General features: G+C 72.5%; 13 protein-coding genes. 8 read left to right on the top strand and 5 right to left on the bottom strand.

Annotated elements, in window-relative coordinates; translation table 11 throughout:
- Window positions 1–2: 2 nt before the first annotated feature.
- The 3 genes from MUB56_RS01745 to MUB56_RS01735 are packed head-to-tail and all read right to left on the bottom strand — an operon-like array spanning window position 3 to window position 11,330.
- Window positions 3–6,311: a carboxypeptidase regulatory-like domain-containing protein gene (locus MUB56_RS01745; protein WP_244930199.1), complete on the bottom strand. Its 6,309-nt coding sequence runs from the start codon at window positions 6,309–6,311 to the stop codon at window positions 3–5.
- Window positions 6,304–8,943, bottom strand: a complete 2,640-nt coding sequence (locus MUB56_RS01740; RefSeq protein WP_244930198.1) for a carboxypeptidase regulatory-like domain-containing protein — start codon at window positions 8,941–8,943, stop codon at window positions 6,304–6,306. The genes MUB56_RS01745 and MUB56_RS01740 overlap by 8 nt, the downstream gene beginning before the upstream one ends.
- The gene (locus tag MUB56_RS01735) at window positions 8,943–11,330 is read right to left on the bottom strand and encodes a carboxypeptidase-like regulatory domain-containing protein (RefSeq protein WP_244930197.1); all 2,388 of its coding nucleotides are present in this window, start codon (window positions 11,328–11,330) and stop codon (window positions 8,943–8,945) included. Before MUB56_RS01735 ends, MUB56_RS01740 begins: the two co-directional genes overlap by 1 nt.
- A gap of 228 nt (window positions 11,331–11,558) precedes the next feature.
- On the opposite strand from MUB56_RS01735, the gene MUB56_RS01730 reads away from it, so the two are divergent.
- Genes MUB56_RS01730 through MUB56_RS01720 form a run of 3 tightly spaced genes read left to right on the top strand, consistent with a single transcriptional unit; the run spans window position 11,559 to window position 13,063 of the window.
- Window positions 11,559–12,158, top strand: a complete 600-nt coding sequence (locus MUB56_RS01730) for a DUF4255 domain-containing protein (protein ID WP_244930196.1) — start codon at window positions 11,559–11,561, stop codon at window positions 12,156–12,158.
- 4 nt (window positions 12,159–12,162) lie between these two features.
- On the top strand, window positions 12,163–12,627 hold the full coding sequence (locus tag MUB56_RS01725; protein ID WP_244930195.1) for a septum formation family protein: 465 nt from the start codon (window positions 12,163–12,165) through the stop codon (window positions 12,625–12,627).
- Between the two features lie 46 nt (window positions 12,628–12,673).
- Entirely contained in the window at window positions 12,674–13,063 is a 390-nt protein-coding gene (locus MUB56_RS01720; protein WP_244930194.1) for a DUF4280 domain-containing protein, read from the top strand.
- 305 nt (window positions 13,064–13,368) lie between these two features.
- Here the strand turns inward: MUB56_RS01720 and MUB56_RS01715 are convergent, their stop codons facing one another.
- A complete protein-coding gene (locus MUB56_RS01715) occupies window positions 13,369–14,367 on the bottom strand; it encodes a helix-turn-helix domain-containing protein (RefSeq protein ID WP_244930193.1) in 999 nt (332 codons plus the stop codon).
- Window positions 14,368–14,537: 170 nt separating this feature from the next.
- On the opposite strand from MUB56_RS01715, the gene MUB56_RS01710 reads away from it, so the two are divergent.
- From MUB56_RS01710 to MUB56_RS01690, 5 genes are read left to right on the top strand one after another with little or no spacing between them, the layout of a single operon-like run.
- Window positions 14,538–16,109, top strand: coding sequence for a phage tail sheath subtilisin-like domain-containing protein (locus MUB56_RS01710; protein WP_244930192.1), 1,572 nt, complete (start codon window positions 14,538–14,540; stop codon window positions 16,107–16,109).
- Between the two features lie 37 nt (window positions 16,110–16,146).
- Window positions 16,147–16,617 (top strand): phage tail protein, encoded by a 471-nt coding sequence (locus tag MUB56_RS01705; protein ID WP_244930191.1) that lies wholly within the window; start codon window positions 16,147–16,149, stop codon window positions 16,615–16,617.
- A gap of 10 nt (window positions 16,618–16,627) precedes the next feature.
- Complete coding sequence (locus tag MUB56_RS01700; RefSeq protein WP_244930190.1) at window positions 16,628–17,143, top strand: hypothetical protein; 516 nt, start codon at window positions 16,628–16,630, stop codon at window positions 17,141–17,143.
- A 9-nt stretch (window positions 17,144–17,152) separates the two neighbouring features.
- Complete coding sequence (locus MUB56_RS01695) at window positions 17,153–17,326, top strand: DUF6760 family protein (RefSeq protein ID WP_170867144.1); 174 nt, start codon at window positions 17,153–17,155, stop codon at window positions 17,324–17,326.
- Window positions 17,319–17,795 (top strand): phage tail protein, encoded by a 477-nt coding sequence (locus tag MUB56_RS01690; protein ID WP_244930189.1) that lies wholly within the window; start codon window positions 17,319–17,321, stop codon window positions 17,793–17,795. Before MUB56_RS01695 ends, MUB56_RS01690 begins: the two co-directional genes overlap by 8 nt.
- On the opposite strand, the gene MUB56_RS01685 is transcribed toward MUB56_RS01690, so the two are convergent.
- Complete coding sequence (locus MUB56_RS01685) at window positions 17,765–19,480, bottom strand: hypothetical protein (protein WP_244930188.1); 1,716 nt, start codon at window positions 19,478–19,480, stop codon at window positions 17,765–17,767. The two genes, MUB56_RS01690 and MUB56_RS01685, sit on opposite strands and share 31 nt — an antisense overlap.
- Window positions 19,481–19,511 lie beyond the last annotated feature (31 nt).

The following is a 19,511-nucleotide window of genomic DNA, read 5'->3' as shown; positions in this document are numbered from 1 at the left end:
GGTCACGGCGTCACGACTGCGCTGGGGGTGCCGGGGTCCGAGGGCGCGGTCGTCGTGGGGTCCGGCGAGGGTGCCGTCGTCGTCGGGGACGACGAGGGGCTGGTCGGGCCCCCCGACGGCGTCGGCGTGCCGGTGGTCGTCACGAACGGATCGAGCTGCAGGGTCAGGGTCGACCCGGCGAGCACGTCGATGACCGAGCCGCCGGGCCCGGTCGACCAGGCGCCGCGGATCAGCCACTTGCCCCGGGGCAGGTACAGCTTCGCCTGCTTCCCGGCGTCCGTCTCGACGAGGTTGTTCGCCGGCGCGGTGGCGGTCTGTCCGGCGCCGGAGCTGTAGCGGATCTGCGCCTGCTCCGTGCCGGTCAGGCTCGGGACCGTCACGGTCACCTCGAAGAGCACTTCCTTGAAGTGGATCGACGCGGGGGTGGCCGCCGCACTGCCGTCGGGCACGGTCACGCGTGCGGTCGGCGCGGTGATCTGCCAGTACGCCGCATCGCCCGCAGGCACCGCCGCTGTGACGGCGTAGCTGCCCGGCGGCACGAACCGCGAGTTGCCCGTGGTCGCTCCCGTGACGACGATCGGGTCGCCGGTCTCCGGCGTGAGGGTGAGCGTCACCGCCGGCAGCGTCTGCACCAGCTGGGCCTCCCGGGTGAACTTCCAGGGCAGCCGCCCGCTGCGCAGGCTGTAGGAGAGCGTCGTGACCGTCCCCGTGCTGTCGTCGGCGATCACCAGGTCGGCGCCGGCGCACGGCCCGGTGGGGGTCGGGGTCGGCGGCGTCGCCGGACCCACGATCGCACCCTGCCAGGTGGTCGGGCGGTCGAACTCGACGCGGTAGCAGCCCCAGCGAACTCGGGAGAAGCCGGCGGTGAAGGTCCCGCCGCTGCCCGTGACGTCCGCGGTGCCCGCCGAGGGAGTGCCGTTCAGGCCCACCAGCCGGACCTTCAGCCCGCCCAGGGCATCCGACAGGTCGGTGCTGGTGTCCGCCGAGGTCAGCGACATCTTCACCTGCTGCCACTTGCCCTCCAGCGAGACCGGGTCCTGGACGTCGTCGCCGCCCGCGGCGGTGATGACGACGACGGTCTGGGGCGTCGAGCCGTAGCCGCGCTTGTGGTACGTCGCGACGTACGTCCCGACGGCGACGTCGGCGAACGTGTAGCCGCCCTGCTCGTCGGTGGTCCGCTCCAGCGGCTCGCCCTCGATGTCGACCGCCGGCTCCGCGTCACGGCAGTACGCCACCGGGGGCCGGCCGGGCGTCGGGCCGGACGTCGGGCAGGTGAGGGTCACCGTGGCTCCGGGAAGCGGGACCGTCGAGCTGCTCTCGATCGTGGTCACCAGGCCGGTGGCGCCACCGCGCGGGCGGTTCACGGTCACGGTCTCGCTCTGGCCGGTGCTGTTGGTGCGGACCAGGACCCGCTTCCCGTCCCCGATCCCCGGTGCCTTGATCCAGACCGTGGTCCAGCCGGGCACGACCGCCGTGAACCGGTACGCGCCGGCGGTGTTCGTCGCCATGTGCTGGTCGGCCTCGACCCCGGGGGAGGTGACGGCGCGGCGGTGCAGGTAGACCGTCGCGTCGGTCACCGCTCGGCCGGCGTCGTCGACCACGTTGACGGTGAGGCCGACCGAAGCGGCGTACAGGTTGACCGTCAGGTCCGTCCGGTCCTGGCCCTGGGCCAGCGTCACGACCGTGCGGTTGGCGTCGCTCGGCGACTGGTAGCCCGCGGGCAGGTCGCCCGGCTGCACGCGGACCAGGTAGGTGCCCGGCCCCAGCTCGCTGGTGGTCGCCGCGAAGCGGAAGGCGCCGCCGGTCGTGGGGTCGTTGGTGTTGCCGAGGGAGGTCACCCGGGTCATCGGCCAGCCGGACCCGGTGCTGGTGCCGGTGCACGAGACGTCCGTGCACTTGTCCAGGGTGACGGTGACGTTGCCGAGGTTCTCCTCGTTGGACTGGCCCGTCTGGGGGGTCTCGGTCGAGTCCTCGGCCCGCATCAGGCCGACCAGGGTGCCCGCGACCGTGCTCAGCTTCTTGGTCAGGGTCAGGGTGCACGTGGTGACCAGGCCCGGGGCGATGACGACCTGGGTGCCGGTGGAGGTGTCGGTGGTGCCGGGTTTGATGCAGGAGAGCGCGAGCGTCCCGTTGGCGGTGCTGCCGGGCGCGTAGCCGGCCACGTCCGCCACGGTGAACGGGGGGTTGTCCTGGATCACCGGGACCAGCCCCGGGAAGAGGGCCACTCCGGTCGCGTCGGTGTCGTCGGCCGGGCTGCTGGCCCCGGCCCCGTAGGTCACCGAGATGCCCTCCTCCTTGAGGGGGTCGGAGCCCGACGGGTACAGCTGGCCCCTCACCTCGATCTTGAGGGAGCCGCGCTTCTTGAGCTTCGGCGTGGTGGTGGCGGCGTCGCCGTACATCGTCCACGAGCAGGCGCCGCCGCCCACGGGACACACGACCTTCGCGCCGACCACTGGCGCGTAGTCGGCAGGAGTCTCCACGTCGACCGTGTAGGTGCCGGGAAGCACCTGCCCGGGGGCGAGCTTCGAGTCCGACCAGGTCAGCGTCCGGTCCGTCCCGGTGCCGGTCAGCCCCACGGTGATCGTCCCCGCCTTCGACGGCTTGCCGGTCACCTTGACGGCGACCTGCGACCAGTCCGGTCCGTCGGTGGGCTGCGGGTTGGTCGGCACCGGGGTGTAGCCGATCGCGGACGTGGCCGGGAACGCCGTCGGTGCCGGGTCGAGCTTGAACGACGTGAGGGCGATGCTGCTGAACGGGTGGTTCTCGTAGGTCTGGGAGACGTACCCGTCTGCGGAGACGGTGATCTGCTGGACCCGGCTGGTGGCGATGTCCCGGTTGGCGATGGAGCCGGTGGGCCAGGACCTGTCGCCGAGGCCGTCGCCCTTGCACGCGTCCCGGCGCTCGGGGTTGGGGCCGGCCTGGATCGCGCTGACGGCGAAGCAGCCACGGGCGTCGGTGGTGAGTTCGGCGGCGGGCACGGGGTAGACCGGGGCATCGGCGGCGTCGTACGTCCGCGCCAGCTTCAGCGTGGCCTTGGCGCCGACGAGGCTGTCGGCGCCGGGCGCGGCGTCGTCGAGGCTCGTGGTGACCCGGCCGGTGATGCCTTCCATCGGCTGGATCAGCCGGAGCTTGGCCGGCGTCGCCTGGTTCATCCCGGCCGCGAGGCCGGAGGTGGTGCCGGACACGGTGGCCAGGGTGACGTCGTCGGGAGCCTCGCCGTCCACGAGGTCGGTCTCGGCCTTGACGGTGTACTGGACGTTCGGCAGCAGTCCGGTGACCCTCGCGACGCCGCCCGTGGTCGTGACCTCGGTAGTGACCCGCCGCGCGCCGACCGTGACCTCGACCTCGGTCCCGTCGACCACCGCCATCAACTTGTCGTCGTCCGGGCCCGGCTGCAGGACCTGCAGCGTGATCTCGCCGTACCGCGCGAGGGTGAGGTTCGCGGTCTCGGTCTCCCCACGCCCGAGATTGACGTAGCGGGGCTCCGAGGCGGCGTACTCGGGGTTCAGCGGCTGCGCCCACACGGTGTAGTCGCCGACCGTCGGGACCTGGACGCTGTACGCGCCGTCGGCACCGGTCGAGCCGTCCGAGCCGTCGGGGACGCTCGCGGCACACCAGGCGTTGGACGGGACGCCCTCGTTCAGGAACGGGTAGCTGGAGGTGGTGCAGCGCGGCGGCGAAGCGGTCTGGGCGGCCTTGCAGCTGCCGAGCTGGTCCTCCAGCTGGGCGCTGCCGAGGTTGCCGGGGACGACCCACACGCAGCTGGTCGGGTGGGTGCCGTCGTACGACGCGGTCACCAGGCCGGAGACGGTGGGGGCGGGGAAGAGCTGGGCCAGCGGCGCGATCGCGGCGGTCTCGACGCCCAGCTCGACGTCGACGGTGCCGACCTCGTAGCCGGGCACCCGGACGGTCACGGTGTGCAGGCCGGGTCGCAGGAACGCGTCCGCGTTGTCCTCGGGGTCCGGGAGCGTGTAGTTCTCGCCCGGCGCGAACGACGTCGTGAAGGTGTCGTAGGTCTCGGGGGTGGTGCTCGGGACCTTCGGCTGGTTGACCGTCGCGGTCAGGCAGTCCGGCACCGAGCCGGCGAGGGCGCAGATGTTGTCGGGCACCGGCAGCTGGGTGACGGCGTCCAGCACCGAGCCCTCGATGGTGGAGCTGGCGGTCAGGCCGTCGCTGCCGTCGTTCTCGAGCCGGAGGGTCCAGGACTTCGACGGACCGGTCTTCACCTCGACGTTCTGGTGCAGGGTCTTCTTGCCGAAGTACGACGCCGTCAGCACGTAGGAGCCGGGCGTCACGCCCGCGAACTCGTAGCTGCCGCTGCCGCTCTCGTCACCCGGCCGGGTCGCCTCGGTGCTCATCGTCTTGTAGGTGTGGTCGGGGTTGCTGAGCGTCAGGCCGGTGTTCGGCCAGCCCCGCGTGACGCCGTCGGCGTCGGTCGCGAGCACCCGGCCGCTGAGGTGACCGGTCGAGGGGTTCAGGTCGAAGTCGAGCGTGGCGGTGGCCTTGCCCTTCTTCAGGGTGAGCGCCTTGGTCTGCGGCTGGTAGCCGGCGCCGCTCGCGGTCACCGAGTAGGTGCCGGGTGCCGGGAGGGAGGGCATCGAGTAGCTGCCGCGCGGGTCCTGGGTGAGGGTGGTGGCGGTCCGGACGTCGCCCTTGCCGTCGCTCACGGTGATGGTGATGCCGCCGACGCCCGCGCTCCGGCCGCCGAGGCCGGACGCCTCGACGCTGCCGGTGAGGAGCGCGACACCGGAGACGAGCTTGAGCGAGGCCGTCGCGGACCCGCCGGCGCCGAGGGGTACGACGCGGGCCTCGCTGCTCATGTTGTGCTTGGTCGCGGTCACGACGTACGTGCTCGGCGTGGAGAGGCCCTCGATGGACCAGGCGCCGATGTCGCCCTTGGAGTTGCTGTTGGTCACCGCGGTGTTGGTGCCGTCGGTGATGGTGATCGAGGCCCCGCCCTCGGGCTTGCCGTCGGGGCCGGTGATCCGTCCCGACAGGGAGCCCTCTCCCGACTTCAGGTCGAACTCGAGGGGCTCGCCGGCCGCCTCGCTGCTGGAGTCGACGACGAACCGCTGGGTCTGGTAGCCGGGCTTGGTGAAGCTGACCAGGTAGTAGCCGGGCGTCGGCACCGACGGGAACGCCCAGGAGCCGTCCTGGGAGGTCTGCACGCTGCGCTCGGCGACGGCGCGCTCGGGAGCGCTGCGCAGGAACGCCGACGCCAGGCGCATGCCCGTGCCGTCCAGGACGGCGTCCTCGACGCCGACCCCGGTGCCGCCCTGGGCCTTCTCGTTGACGAGCGAGGTGGGCTCCAGCTGCACGGAGACGCCCTCGGGGCTCTCGCCGGCGACGGTGCCGCTGAGCTGGAGGCCCTCCTTCTTCTCCCCGGCGGCGTCCTCCTCGCCCGCGGCGTCCTCGCCGTCCTCTGTCCCGCCGTCCTCGCCGTCCTCGCCGGCGGCCGCGTCGGCGCCCTCGCTCTCGGCGTCCTCACCGCCCGGGGACTCCGCGGCCGCCGACTCCTCCGAGGAGGTCTGCACCCGCTCGGCCAGCGCCGGGATGAACACGATGGCGGCCCCCGCCCACACGGCGATCGCGAGGAGGAGGAAGAACGCCTTGACGCCGGTCGGCCCGATCAGGGACCGCTGGATGATCTGTCCGTCGACGTGGCGCACGGTCTCCGAGCCCCGGGCGCTCACCGTGAACGAGTGCACCGAGCGCGGGCCGACCATGGTGGGTCGCCGGGCCCGGGCCCGGGCGCGGACAGTGACCGTCTCGCTCGGCTTGACCCGGACCACGTCGCGCTGGAGGTGGAAGCTGACGTGCGTGCTCGACTTGAGCTCGAGCTTGACCTCGGCCGTCACCGCGCCGCTGTTGTGGAGCTCGACGGCGAACCGGCGCGCCCCGATCAGGGTCACCGCGGCCGGCTTGACGTCGAGGGACAGCTGCGATCGCGGGTTGACGACGAGCACGGACTCGGCGGTGCCGGTCACCGGGCTCGTGGGCTGGCCGGTCTCGGGGTCGAGCGGCTGGGCGGCGACCACCAGCGGGTAGTGCGCCGGCAGCGTGCCCAGCGGCGGGGAGAGCCGGATCTCGACGACGGCGGAGCCTCCGGGCGCGAGCACGCCGGTGCGCTGCGGCCCCGTGGTCCACGAGGCGTCGAGGCCGACCGCGGCCACCGACAGCACCCGCGGCTGGGCGGCGGCGTTGGTGACCGCGACGCGCAGGGTGGTCGGGACGGCGGCGGCGGTGCCGATCTGCGGGGCCACGCCGACGAGCGGGCGCGGCTCGATTCCGTCGTACCTGTCGTCAGCCATCTGAGCGTGCCTCCACCGTGGCCGTCGCGGACTCGCTCGCGTCGACGCGGATCGTCGTCGATCCGCGTGAGGCACCGCCCCGCGTGGCCTTGATCTGGATGATGTACGCCCCGGGGGCGTCGACGTCTTCGAACGTGACCGTGCTGTTCTGACCAGTACGTCCGAGCCGGTAGACCGAGTCGGGGTACTCCGCGTAGCGGTAGAGCTCGACGACCCAGCCCGGGCCGACGGGCGAGCCCTGCGCGTCGACCACCGTGACGGTCACCGAGGCTGCGACCGAGAGCGTGGTCTCGCCGGTGAAGGTCTGGCCGGCCGTCAGCTCCACGATCTGCGAGACGGGGCTGACCCCGTTGCGGCCGATGCTGAGCGTGTAGGTGCCCGGCGGGACCCCGGCGATCCGGTACTGGCCCGCGTTGCGCTGCGGGACGCTCGCGGTCGTCACGGTGTACGTCGAGGCGTTCGACGTGAGCGTGACGGTGGCCTCGCCGATCGGGACCGCGGCGGGAGTGGTCCCGCCGACGGTGCGCTGGCGCTGCAGGACCGTGCCCTGGACGACCGCCGTGGCGGAGACCATCTGGACCTCCTGCGCAGTGGCGGTGCTGCCGTTGTCGGTCACCAGCCGGCCCTGGGCGTCGAGGGCGAGCGCGACGGTCTGGGGTTCGAGGTCGGAGCGGCTGAACGTCACCGTGTAGTTGCCGGGGAGCGCCAGGCCCGTGACCTTCCAGTGCCCGCCATCCTCGGTCTCCGAGGAGCTGGTGGTGGCCGTCTGCACGGTCTGGACGCCGTTGGTCACCGACACCAGGACACCGGCCGCCGGCTGCTCGTCGGCGGCCGTCAGCACCTGCCCGGAGAGCTGGCCCGAGGAGCTGTCCAGGGTGACGCCGATGCCGGTCAGTCGCTGGCCGTCGGCGAGGGTGACCGTCAGCGTCTGGCTGGCGTAGTCGGCGAGGCTGATCACGACGGTGAAGGTCGCCGGCGTCGGCAGGCCACGCAGGCTGAAGGTGCCCGGGTCGCCCTCGCTCACGGACATCGTCGTAACGGTCGTCTGGCCCGACGTGGCGGTGATCGTCGCCTCTCCGAGCGGGCCTGCCGCGGAGCTGACGATGCCGCTGATCAGGCCGTCGCCCTGGCGCAGCGTGATCTCGACGCCGGTCCGCTCCTCGCCGGCGGAGACGTCGACGCGTTGCGTGGAGGTGGCGAAGCCGGGCTTCTCGACCACCAGGTCGTAGACGCTCGGCGAGGGCACGTTCTCGAGGACGAAGCTGCCGTCGTCGCCGACGGGCACGGTCATGACGACCGCGCCCTGCTGGGCGGTGGACACGTCGCCGGTGTCGGCGGGGCTGACGGTGCCGGCGGCCATGCCGCTCAGCGGGGCCCGGAGGGTCAGGGTCGCGGCGGCGACGTCGGGACCGTCGACGACGCCCGCGATGGAGGCGGGGACCCCGCCCAGGGCCACGTCGAGTCCCTGCTGGTCGGCGCCGGCCTCGACGGTGACGGTCTCGGCGTCGGCAGGGTCCAGGGCCTGGGGATACCAGAGCTGGACGAACCCGGCGCCACGGAAGGTGACCTTGTAGTCGCCGGCGGCGAGCTTCCCGAGGCTCCACGTGCCCTGGTCGGACGTCGCGGTCGTGGCCAGGGGGGCCTCGGTGTCCGCTGCCGAGAAGACGCTCACGGTCACCCCCTCGACGGGGGCGCCGGAGGTGAGCAGGGAGACCGTGCCGGCCAGGCCGGAGGTCCCGGTGCTCGCCCCGCCATCGCGGGCCGCGGCGATCTCGAGCGCCAGGTTGCGGTCGGCGGCGGACTGGCCGACCAGGCGCGACAGCGAGAGGGTGATGACGATCGCGAAGACGGTGACGGCGATCAGCAGGCCGATCAGTGACACCGGACCGCGGGAGATCACCGGCTTCTGGATGAACGTGGCGTTCGCGAGCGACGGGATGGTCTCGTCGTCGATCCGCGGCACGGGGGGCTTGCGGCGCAGCTTCGGACGGGCGAGCTTCGCCGTCTCGTCCTTCTCCTCGGGCGGTGGCGCGGCGGGGACGTAGTCGGGGTCGACCAGCCGGAGCTCCAGGGGTCGGACCACCGGGTTGCCGAGGAACGGCTGCTTGGCGCTGGCCCGCATATCCACCAGGGCGTGCTCGCCGGGCTCGAGCCTGAGGATCGGCGGTTCGAACCTGAACCGCACCCGGCTCTCCGGGTCCTGGCCGTGCAGGCGCCGGTGGATCGGCGTGTTGCCGGTGTTGTCGATGAGCAGGTTCAGCCGGGCCGTCCGGCCGGCGGTCACGGCCATCGGGTCGACCCGCAGCTGGACGGCCGGAGCCTCCGGGACCGTGAACACGACTTCCTCGACCACCGCCCCCTCGGGCGGGGTCAGCTCGCGCACCTGCACGGCGAGCCGGCGCTCGCCCGCGGTCATGCCGTCGGGCACGGAGACCAGCACGCTCACGGTGCGGCTCTCGTCCGGGAAGAGCGAGATCTCGGCGTCGTCGATCGTGATCCAGGACGGGTCGGCGCCGAGGATGCGGACGGCGTACCCGCCGATGACGTCGCTGGTGTTGCTGATCGTGACGTTGATCGGCTGGGGGACGCCCGGCATCAGCTCGAACCGGCGCGGGGTGATGTCGACGTGCATCAGTCGGCCCTCCGCACGCGCAGCCGCTGGGTGGTGTCGACGCCGGCGATGATCGTGACGAGGGCGGTCTGCTGCCTCATGTTGGGTGCGGTGACGGTCGCGGAGTAGCTGCCGGGCGGCAGGCCGTTCACGCGGTAGCCACCGGCCGGCAGGTCGCCGGTGCCGGCGGCGCCCGAGGTGGCCGTCCAGGTCTGCTGGCCGTTGGTGACGGAGACGGTCGCTCCGACGTACGGCGTGCCGGAGGCGTCGACGACCACGCCCGCCAGGCGACCCAGCTCCGTGGTGAGCGTGACCTCGAGGGTGTTGCTCGGTCCGCTCTCGCTGAGCACGACGGGCACCGACTGGGCGGCGTAGCCCTTCAGGCTGAAGGTCAGGGTGTACTCGCCCGGCGCCTGCAGGCCGCTGAGGCTGAAGCTGCCCACGTCACCGGTGGTGAGCGTGGTCGCGGTCGGGACCAGCGGGGTGCTGCCGGTGACGGCGTCCGCGCCGGTGGCGGCCGGCATGCCGCTCGCGCCGCCGACCGTCACCGTGGCGCCGCCGATGCCCTTGCCGTCCAGGTCGTAGAGGTGGCCGGTGATGCTCCCGGTGCCTGCGATCAGCCGGACGTTCAGCCCCGGTCGGGTCTGCCCGGCGTCCAGCTCCACGACCTCCGAGGTCGAGCCGTGACCCTCGGAGGTGAAGGTCAGCACGTAGGTGCCGGGCGTCGGCAGGTCGCCGAGGGTGTACTGCCCCACCACGCCGACGGTCGGGGTGACGATCGAGACGGTCTCGCCGGCGATGGTCGTGGACACCGTGACGCCGCCGAGCGGCTTCCGCCGGCCGTCGGTGACGGTGCCGCTGATGGTCCCCGCCGAGGCGCTCGGCACGATGCTCGGCTGCAGGCGCTGCTCCTCGCCGGAGACCTTCGTGACGACCTTCTTCACGGCGTACCCGACGAACTCGAAGCTCAGCTCGTAGGTCGCGGGCGCGGGCAGCCCGGTCAGCGTGTACGCGCCGTTGGTGGTCGTGGTCTGGGCGACGACCCCGACGGGCAGCCCCTCGGGGGTCAGCATGTCGAGCGGCCGCGCGGTGACCGTCGCCTCGGCCGGTTCGAGCGACGAGCCCTGGTCGATGGTGCCCTGGATCTGCGCGGGCAGGCCGCTGACGACGGCGTTGATGCCGGCGACCTTCCCCTGGGCGGAGACGGGGACCTGGGTCGCTCGGGCGGGGTTCTTCTTGGCGGGGTACCAGACCGGCTCGAAGCCCTTGGCGCTGAACTTCAGCCGGTACGACGTGGGGAACAGCCCGACCAGCGAGTAGGTGCCGTCGGTCTGGCTGGCAGCGGAGCTGACCAGCTGCGGGCCCTTGCGGCCGTCGCGGTAGGCCTCCACCAGGATCCGGCCGACGGGCAGCTCGTTGCTGGTCGCGGTGACGACCCCCTCGATGGTGCCGCCGACGCCCGGCGGCAGCAGGCCGTCCTTGGGCATGGCCCCGGCCGGCGCGGCGGCCGCCGCGTCCCCGCCTCCGGCCGCCTCGCCCTCGGATCCGCCCTCGGACCCTGCGCCGTCGGCCTCGGCCGCGGCCTCCTCGGCGCTGACCGGGAAGAACGATGCGGGCGCGGTCTTGGTGAGCGGGTCGCCGGCGAGGACCTGGGTCAGGCCGAGCAGGAAGACGGCGGCCCACAGGCCGATGATCAGCATCAGGATCAGCGCGGTCAGCACCCCGCGGCTGATCGTCGGCCGCTGGCGCAGGACGACCGTGGTGGCGGCTTCGAGCTCGGGCTCGTTCTCCGCCTCCTGCATCGCCGAGATGACGTTGGTCCGCTTGGCGGTGAGGTTGATCGCCGCGGTGCGGTCGAGCTCGGCGCCCGTGAACATCCGGGGCCCCTTGACGACCAGGATGACGGGGGTGGTGACTCCCGGCTCGACCCGGAGCGTGCGCGGGGTGAACCGGGTCGTCGTACGGCCGTCCTCGACGGTTGCGTCGAGGCTGGCGTCGAGCGCGGTGTTGCCGGTGTTCTCGACCTCGAGCACGAACCGGCCGTTGCGGCGTCCGCGCACGGTGTGCGGCGTGCGGCCGAGGCGGACGGCGGGCCGGGCCGAGACCGACAGGTCGATGTCGACGTGCTGGGAGACCGCTCCGCTGCCGTGCGAGACGACCTCGACGCTCACCGGGTGCGAGCCCGCGGGCTGGGTGGCGGGGACCTCGACGGTCAGCCGGATCTGGCCCTGCGCGGACGGGAAGAGCGGGAGCACCTTCGGCTCGACGTCGACCGTCGCGCCCGGCAGCCCGATGAGGCTCGCGGTGACACCGTCGATGAGGTCGCCGGTGTTGACGACGTCGACGACCAGGTCGATGGTCGAACCCGGCTCCGCCATGACCACCCGGTTCTCGGTGGCTACCCGCACGTCGTACCGCCCTTGGGGGTGCACACTGACGCTGCGCAGGGGCGCTGAGCGGAGCGGAGCACGGAGACCTACCGAGGGTTCAGATGTGGCCGGGGAAGCCGTGTCAGACTAGGAGCGGCCGCCCGTACGCGTGGCGGAATGGGGATTTTGCCGTCTAGTCCACCTCCGGTCCGTCCGGAGGCGCCGATTCCCCCGTGCCGGCCGGTCGTCCGTGCCAGACTCACGCCGGTGTTCATCAGCAACGTCGACTCCGGGCTGGAGCGCATGGTGCGGGCGCGCCTGCCCCTCCCCGAGGAGATCGGTGACGTGGCGTTCGACGCCCCGACCGGCAACTGGTCGGCCCAGCTGTCCCGGATCACCGTCAACTTCTTCCTGTACGACGTCCAGCGCAGCACCCAGCCGTCGCGCTCGCCGATGCACCGCACCGCCGAGGGCGGGTCGTTGCAGCGTCGAAAGCTGCAGCCGATGGTGCAGCTGAGCTACCTGGTGAGCGCCTGGGCGGGCAGCCCGCGCGACGAGCACCAGCTGCTCGGCGACCTGGTGAGCCTGTTCGCGGCGGCCGACAACCTGCCGGAGGAGTTCTTCACCGCCCCCATGTCGACCTCGGTCCTGCTGTCGCTCGGCGACGATCGGAGCCTGCCCCGGGAGCTGTGGAGCGCTGCGGGCGGGTCGCTGAAGGCCTCCACCACCCTGCAGGTGAACGTCGGCGCCGACTCGTTCGACTGGACGGCCACCCCGCCGTCGGTCGAGCGGGTCTCGGCGATGGCCGAGCGCATGGACCGGCCGCGTGAGCGTCGCCCCGCCACCCTCGAAACCGGGGCGAGCTGACCAGATGAACCTCTCGACCGGCGGCCGTGCCGCCCTGGCCGGTTTGCTGCTCCTGGCCCTCGGCGCCTGCTCGGGCGACGACGAGCAGAGCTCGGTGTTCTCGATCAAGCCGAAGGAGTGCTTCCTGGCACCCGCGGAGGTCGAGGCCCAGATCGCCGACCTCGACGAGGTGGACTGCCAGGAGGCCCACGACCACGAGGCGTACGCCGTCGTCCCCTACCTGCTCCCCGGCGAGGAGGAGCCGAGTGACGAGTACCCCGGCGACGACACGCTGACGAAGTTCGCCGACGGGACCTGCGCCGAGCAGTACCGCGGGTACGTCGGCGTCGACTACCTCGACTCCGAGCTGTTCTTCACCTACCTGCTCCCGTCGCCGCGCAGCTGGCAGGAGGACGACCGCTCGGTCGTCTGCCTCGTCACGGCCGCGGGCCGGAAGCTCGAGGGCTCGGTCAAGGGCACCAAGCAGTGACGATGCCGCACACGACCACGCCGGACACGACCACGAGGAGGACCGCATGGGCCAGTCGGTAGTGACCGGGGCGATGGCGACGTGCTCGTTCGGCGTCGCGCCGTCGACCCTGAACTTCCTGCCCATCACCCGGGTGACCATCGAGGGCCGGCCGGCCGGCACCACGATGGACATGATGCCGATGGTCAACATCCCGCCGTTCGGGATGTGCACCAGCCTCTCCAACCCGACCGTCGCCGCCGCCACCTCCGCCGCCCTCGGCGTACTCACCCCGATGCCGTGCATCCCGACCATGGCCGGCCCGTGGAAGCCGGGCGCCCTGAAGACCACCATCGGCGGCAAACCCGCGCTGGTCTCCGGCTCCACCTGCAACTGCGCCTTCGGCGGCATGGTCAGCATCACCATGACCGGCGCCATGAAGACCACCGCCGGCTGATCCCGCCGCCGGCGGTCCGGCCCGTCGTACCTCTGGGGCCTCAGCAGTCACACCGGTGTCGGCGAACTCGCTGCTGGCGCAGGATGCTTCACGACAGGGGAGTGAGTTTCTCCGCTTGGGTGGAGAAACTCATCGCAACCCGACAGCCAGCTGATCCGACTGTCGACCAGCGGGTCCCGTCGCACCTCTGGCGCCCCACGGGTCACACCGGTGTCGAGGAACTCACTGCTGGCGCATGATCCTTCACGACAGGGGAGCGAGTTTCTCCGCCTGGGTGGAGAAACTCATCTCGCCCCCTCGCCCCCTCACCCCCGCACCCCCCGGATCCGCGACGTCCACACGAACGGCGTGCGGAGCCCGCCCTCACCCTGGGCGACGCCGCGGAGCAGCTCGTCGAGCTCGGGCACGCAGCCCTCGGCGCCGCGCTGGGTGGCGGGGTGCTCGACGATCGTGAGGCAGACCTCGACCAGGTCCAGCCAGGCAGCGAGGCCGGGGACGTGGTGCCGGGCGACGCGCGGGTGGGCGGCGATCCAGGGCGCGACCTCCGGCCGGTCCAGGGTCGCGGGGTCGGCGACCACGAGGGCGAGCGTCGGGCCGCGCTGCGCGGCGGTCAGGTGCGCGCGCTCGACGACCTGGAGGAAGCGACCGAGGTCGGCGGCCGAGTGCTGGGCGTGGGCGGCGGGGTCGTCGAGGACGGCACGCAGGGCGACGTACATCTCGATCGGGCCCACGCCGGTCGCGAGCGCCGCAGCCCGCTGCACGTGCCGGCCCTGGCGCTCGGTCGGGTGCACCCGAAGCGCGAGGATCCGGGCCTCGGGGGTGAGCGCGATCCCGATCACGTCGGCGACGTGCACCACCATCTCGGGCGAGGTGGCGAAGCGGTAGGTCTCGGTGCCGTGCGGGCGCACGCCGTACGCCTGCCACGCCCGCGCGACGGTGCTGTGCCCGACGCCGAGCTGCTGTCCGAGCAGCCGGGCCGACCAGTGCGTGGCGCGCAGCATCCGCGGCGGCGGCTCGAGGGTCGCGGTGACGATGGCCCGGTCATCGAGGCGCCGTCTCCGGCCGGCGCGCTCGCGGTCGCCGAGGGCCGGCAGCCCGCCGGCGACGTACCGGTTGCGCCAGGTGACCACGGTGGGTCGGCTCACCCCGAGAGTCGCGGCGATCGTGGAGTTCCCGGTGCCGGCGGCGGCCAGCAGCACGATCCGCGCACGCACGGCGATCGACGCGTCGCTCGCCGCCACCTCCGTGAGTCGCGCGCGGTCGCCGTCGCGGAGGACGAGGGGTACGGCGGTCGGCGCGGGCACGTGAGGATCGTGCCGTGGATCGGCCGACTGTGAAGGTACTTCTGGGACAAAAGGGTGGTCACTTCGGACTACGTTGCTCCGTTCTCGCCCGCGCCGACCGGGGGGGCCCAAGGATCTGGACCGGCAGCAATCGCTAGCGCCACCACTTCCTTTCAACCAGCGGAGATCCCATGCCTACCTACACCGCCCCGGGCGTGTACATCGAGGAGGTCGCCTCCTCCCAGAAGATCCTCAGCGCGGCCCCGACGGCGATTGCCGCCTTCGTCGGCTTCACCGAGCTCGCACCGAACGACGACCCCAACGACCCGCAGGGCCTGGCCCCGCGCCTGGTCACCAGCTGGAGCCAGTTCGAGGCGCTGTACGGCGGGTTCGCGCCCGGCTGCATGCTGCCGCTCTCGGTCTACGGCTACTTCGCCAACGGCGGCTCGATCGCCTACATCTGCCGGGTCCCGAACACCGAGCCCGCCGGTGAGCCCTCGCGCACCGCGCTGCCCGCCTCCGACCGCGCGCTGGGCCTGCCCGTCGCCGTCGAGAGCGTCGAGCCCGACGCCAGCATCTCCATCGCCATCAGCACCGACGACGCCGGTGACTCCGACGACGAGGGTCCCGCGACCTTCACGCTGACCGTCCTCGAGGGCGGCAGCCCGGTCGAGGAGTACGCCGGCCTCGACTTCGGCAAGGGTGACTCGAACGTCGCCACGAAGGTCAACGCGACCTCCACCAAGGTCAAGATCGAGCTCAACCTCGACGACGACGCCGACCTGGCCGCCCAGCTGGAGCTCATCAAGCCGGGCGTCTACCCGCTGGAGAAGTCCGCGCCCGTCCCGGTCGCCGTGACCGGCCGCAAGTTCGCCGGCTCCGAGTCGGCCCGCAACGGCATCAACGGCCTCGCGGTCGCCGACGACGTCACCATCGTCCTGGTCCCCGACCTGATCACCGCCGCCACCAAGGAGGACGGCTCGATCGACCTCGGCCTCTGGAAGGCCGTGCAGACCGCCCTGATCTCGCACTGCGAGCAGAACGGCAACCGGATGGCCATCCTCGACTCGCCTCCCGGCATGAACCCGCAGCAGATCAAGGAGTGGCGCTCCGAGGTCGCGATGTACGACTCGGCCTACGCCGCGCTGTACTACCCCTGGATCAAGGTCGAGAACCCCAACCCGACCAACGGCGACACCGAGATCCTGATGCCCCCGTCCGGCCACATCGCCGGCGTGTGGGCCCGCACCGACGACACCCGCGGTGTGTGGAAGGCCCCGGCCAACGACACCATGCGCGGCGTGCTCGACATCGAGCGGAGCATCACCCAGAACGAGCAGTCGCTGCTCAACCCGATCGGCATCAACTGCATCCGCCCGTTCGGCACCCGCGGTATCCGCATCTGGGGCGCGCGCACCCTGGCCTCGGACACCGACTGGAACTACATCAACGTCCGCCGCCTGTTCAACATGGTGGAGACCGCGATCCTGTCCGGCACCCAGTGGGCCGTCTTCGAGCCCAACGACGTCACCCTGTGGGAGGGCGTCAACCGCACGGTCAGCGGCTTCCTGCGCGGCCTGTGGACCGCCGGCGCGCTGTCCGGCGCCAGCGCCGACCAGGCCTTCTACGTCAAGTGCGACGCGGAGACGAACCCCCCGGAGTCGGTCGACGCCGGCATGCTGATCGTCGAGGTCGGCATCGCCCCGGTGAAGCCCGCCGAGTTCGTGGTGTTCCGGATCGCCCAGCACAAGCAGTCCTCCTGACCCTCGTCCCTGACTTCCGAAACGGAGCACCACCCTCATGAGCCTCATCAAGTCCGACCCGATCGTTTCCCAGAACTTCTTCCTGGAGCTCGACGGCGCCGCGATCATCCTGTCCGGCGTGTCCGGCTTCGAGCAGGAGATCGACGTCGTCGAGATGCAGCAGGTCGGTGCCAAGGGCATCGCCGAGACCGTGAAGACCCGCGGCACCGCCAACAAGACGGCCGACCTCTCGATCACCCGCATGGCCCCGCTCGACGCCATGAGCGACCCGATCTGGAAGTGGTTCACCGACATCCGCGACAAGGGCATGGCCGGCGCCAACCGCGCCGACAAGCGCAAGAACGGCTCGATCGTCCTGTACGACGTCGTCGGCACCGAGGTCGGCCGGTTCAACTTCTTCAGCGGCTGGCCGAGCAAGATCGCGACCGACGGCGTCTCCGCCGACTCCAACGACGCCCTCAAGGAGACGATCACCCTGGTGATCGAGCGCCTCGAGCGAGTCAAGTGATACTGGCTTCGTGACCCTCAAGACTTCGTACGAGTTCACCCTCCCGCGCGGTTACGTCGACCAGGACGGCCGGCTGCACCGCACGGGGGCCATGCGGCTCGCGACGGCTCGCGACGAGCTGGAGCCGCTGCGCGACCCGCGCATCACCGGTCCCGACGACCCGAGGCTCACCATCTTGGTGCTGACCCGGGTGGTCGAGAAGCTGGGCGATGTCGCGATGGTGACCGCACACGAGATCGAGGGCCTCTTCGCCGTCGACCTCGCGTTCCTCCAGGACTTCTACGGAGTGATCAACTTCGGGAGCCAGGAGGAGTACGACGCCTTGATCAGTGCCCAGGAGTCGAGCGCGCTGCTCGGGACCGCTTCGGCGGACCCGGCAGCGCGCCCGGCGCCGGAGCCCGAGCCGGCCGCCGAGGCGCCGGACGGGCTCGCACCCGAGTCGGAGCCGGGGGCGGCGGCGCCGTACCAGGTCTCGCGGCCCAACCTCCGTCGCGGCGTCGAGGAGCTCCCGCGGCGGACGCAGTAGGTCGCTCGGATGCTGCGTTATCCGACCGACGCCCTGTGGCAGGAGATCGCCTACCTGGCGTACCACCTGCACTGGAGCCTCGACGAGCTGCTCGACCTCGAGCACATGGACCGCGTGCGGATGGTGCGCGCGGTCGTCTCCCTGAACGAGCGAGCATGGCAGGTGGTACGCGATCATGGCTGACCAGGCGTCCGAGCCGCTGGGTGGGGAGCTCCCCACCGCGAGCCGGTTCCTGTTCGAGCTGGACGGCGTCGAGATCGGCGTCTTCCGCGAGATCCACGGTCTCCAGGTGACCGTCAACGTGGAGGAGTTCCGCGAGGGCGGCCAGAACGGCTTCAGCCACCGCGTCCCCGGCCGGATGACCTGGCCGAACATCGTGTTCCGACGCGGCGTCACCCAGGGCAACGCGCTCTTCGAGTGGCTCAACAAGTCCTCGGGCGAGGGCTTCGCGGCCAGCAGCAACAAGCTCACCCGGTCGACCGGCGCGATCACCGCGCTCGACCACCTCGGCACCCGGCTGCGCGCCTGGGAGCTGATCGACGTCTTCCCCGTCCGCTGGAAGGGTCCCGACTTCTCGGCCGAGAGCAGGGATCCGCTCGAGGAGGAGCTCGAGGTCACGCATCACGGTTTTCGGGCAAAGACCCAAACCTGAGCCGCTGCGCGTGACACTCTGGCAGCGATCATGACCGAGACGACGATCGAGACTCCCCCCGCGACGCCCAGCGAGGAGCCCACCCACTGGCTGGGCGCTGCTGCCGTGCGCCGGATGCGGCTGCCCGGACCGCCCTTGGGCCGGCCGCTGCCGTCCCGGATCGGCAGCCTCGCCTCCGGCGTCTCCCGGTTCGCCGCGTCCACCTCGCGCCCCGTGGAGGTACGCCGAGCGCTCGCCGGCCCCGACCCCTCCGCGTCGCTCGCCGGGTACGTCCGTCCGCCGCGCTGGTGGGTGCCGATGCCGGCCTCGCCGGAGGTGGTGGCCGCTCCGGTCGTGCGCCCGGGTCGCGCCGTCGGGCTGCGCCGCGCGGTCGCCGCCTCGACGTCGACCCCGAGCTGGCTGGCCCCCTCGCGGGCGCTGCCCACCGAGCAGCTGGGTGGCCGCGAGCTGCCCCGGGCCGCCCGCTCGATCCCCAACGAGCAGAGCTGGAGCCCCGGCGGCATCGTCAACGGCCTGCAGGCCGAGGTCGCCAACGTCCGCCGGCACACGGAGACCGTCGCTGCCGGCCCGATGCTGATGGCCGCCGACCAGGCGCGGCTGCACGCCGCCACCGCCGCTCGCAAGTCGGCCGAGGCGGCCGCTGCGCCGGCGCCCACCCCGACCGTGCGCCGTACACCCGCCGCGTCCGCGCCGCCGGCTCCCGCACCCAGCCCGGCCGCGCCCGCCACCCGGCCCGCCCCCCGGGCCCCGAGCGGCTCGGGTGCGAGCAGCCCCGCCGGACCCCGCGCGAGCTCTGGTGACGCCGGCGCGGAGGGTGAGCGCGGCGGTTCGTCTGCGGCCTCCGCTCCCACGGCTGCCTCTTCGATCTCCGGTTCGACCTCCATCCCGAGAACGAGCCCGACCTCCGCCCCGACGGCCCCGACCTCGGACCCGGTCCGCCGGTCACCGAGTGCCGGGCCGTCTGGATCGCCGGCCGGCCCGGTCGCGCCGGCCGCCCCGTCCGGCGGTTCGGGGGCGACCGCCACGGCGACCGCGCGGTCGGTCTCGGCGCCGAGCCCGGGTGCCGGAGCCCCGGACGTACGCCGCTCCGCGTGGCAGCTCTCGCCCGCCCGCCCCCGGTTCAGCAGCGTCGTTCGTCGGGCACCCGTCGCCGGCCGCGGTCCGCAGGCCGTCGAGCAGCTCGCGACCGCATCGACCAGCAGCGGCGACCGGTTCCTCGCGGCCGCCGTCTCGTCGCCGGTCGCGATCCGCGCCGGTGGCTCCGACCTGATCGCCCGTTCGTACGCCGCCGCCCCCGCCTCGCGTCGCGACCTGTGGGGCGCCACCAGCGTGGTGATGCGCCAGGCGGCGACCCGCCGTGAGGCGGCCGCTGCTGCGGCATCGGCATCGGCCGCGCCCGCGCCGACCGGCACGGCCTCAGCCCCGGCGGTGCGCCGGTCGAGCATCGACAGCGCCAGCACGGGCAGCACGAGCAGCACCGCCGCCACCGAGACGGTGGCGCGATCCGGGTCGGCGTCCGCTCCGTCCGGGTCCGCGTCCCCGACCCCGGCGCCGGGCACCCGCACGTCCTCGCCCACGGCCGGCTCGTCGGCCGGCGGTGCCGCAGGTTCGGCCGGCTCGCCCGCCTCGGCATCGCAGGCCCGGACCTCCTCGCCGGCGGCGGTCGCGGCTGTCGGCCCCACCATCCATCGGCTGCCCGCCGACCCGTCCGCTCCG

This window comes from Nocardioides sp. W7, assembly GCF_022919075.1.
GTDB lineage: Bacteria > Actinomycetota > Actinomycetes > Propionibacteriales > Nocardioidaceae > Nocardioides.
Note: the sequence above shows the minus strand (reverse complement) of the source record. Positions and strands in the feature narration are given on the sequence as shown.

What these genes read in the sequence shown, in the direction of transcription:
- MUB56_RS01745 (WP_244930199.1), bottom strand. Translation starts at nt 6,311, where the DNA reads ATGGCTGACGACAGGTACGACGGAATCGAGCCGCGCCCGCTCGTCGGC.
- MUB56_RS01740 (WP_244930198.1), bottom strand. Translation starts at nt 8,943, where the DNA reads ATGCACGTCGACATCACCCCGCGCCGGTTCGAGCTGATGCCGGGCGTC.
- MUB56_RS01725 (WP_244930195.1), top strand. Translation starts at nt 12,163, where the DNA reads ATGAACCTCTCGACCGGCGGCCGTGCCGCCCTGGCCGGTTTGCTGCTC.
- MUB56_RS01720 (WP_244930194.1), top strand. Translation starts at nt 12,674, where the DNA reads ATGGGCCAGTCGGTAGTGACCGGGGCGATGGCGACGTGCTCGTTCGGC.
- MUB56_RS01710 (WP_244930192.1), top strand. Translation starts at nt 14,538, where the DNA reads ATGCCTACCTACACCGCCCCGGGCGTGTACATCGAGGAGGTCGCCTCC.
- MUB56_RS01705 (WP_244930191.1), top strand. Translation starts at nt 16,147, where the DNA reads ATGAGCCTCATCAAGTCCGACCCGATCGTTTCCCAGAACTTCTTCCTG.
- MUB56_RS01695 (WP_170867144.1), top strand. Translation starts at nt 17,153, where the DNA reads ATGCTGCGTTATCCGACCGACGCCCTGTGGCAGGAGATCGCCTACCTG.
- MUB56_RS01690 (WP_244930189.1), top strand. Translation starts at nt 17,319, where the DNA reads ATGGCTGACCAGGCGTCCGAGCCGCTGGGTGGGGAGCTCCCCACCGCG.
- MUB56_RS01685 (WP_244930188.1), bottom strand. Translation starts at nt 19,480, where the DNA reads ATGGTGGGGCCGACAGCCGCGACCGCCGCCGGCGAGGAGGTCCGGGCC.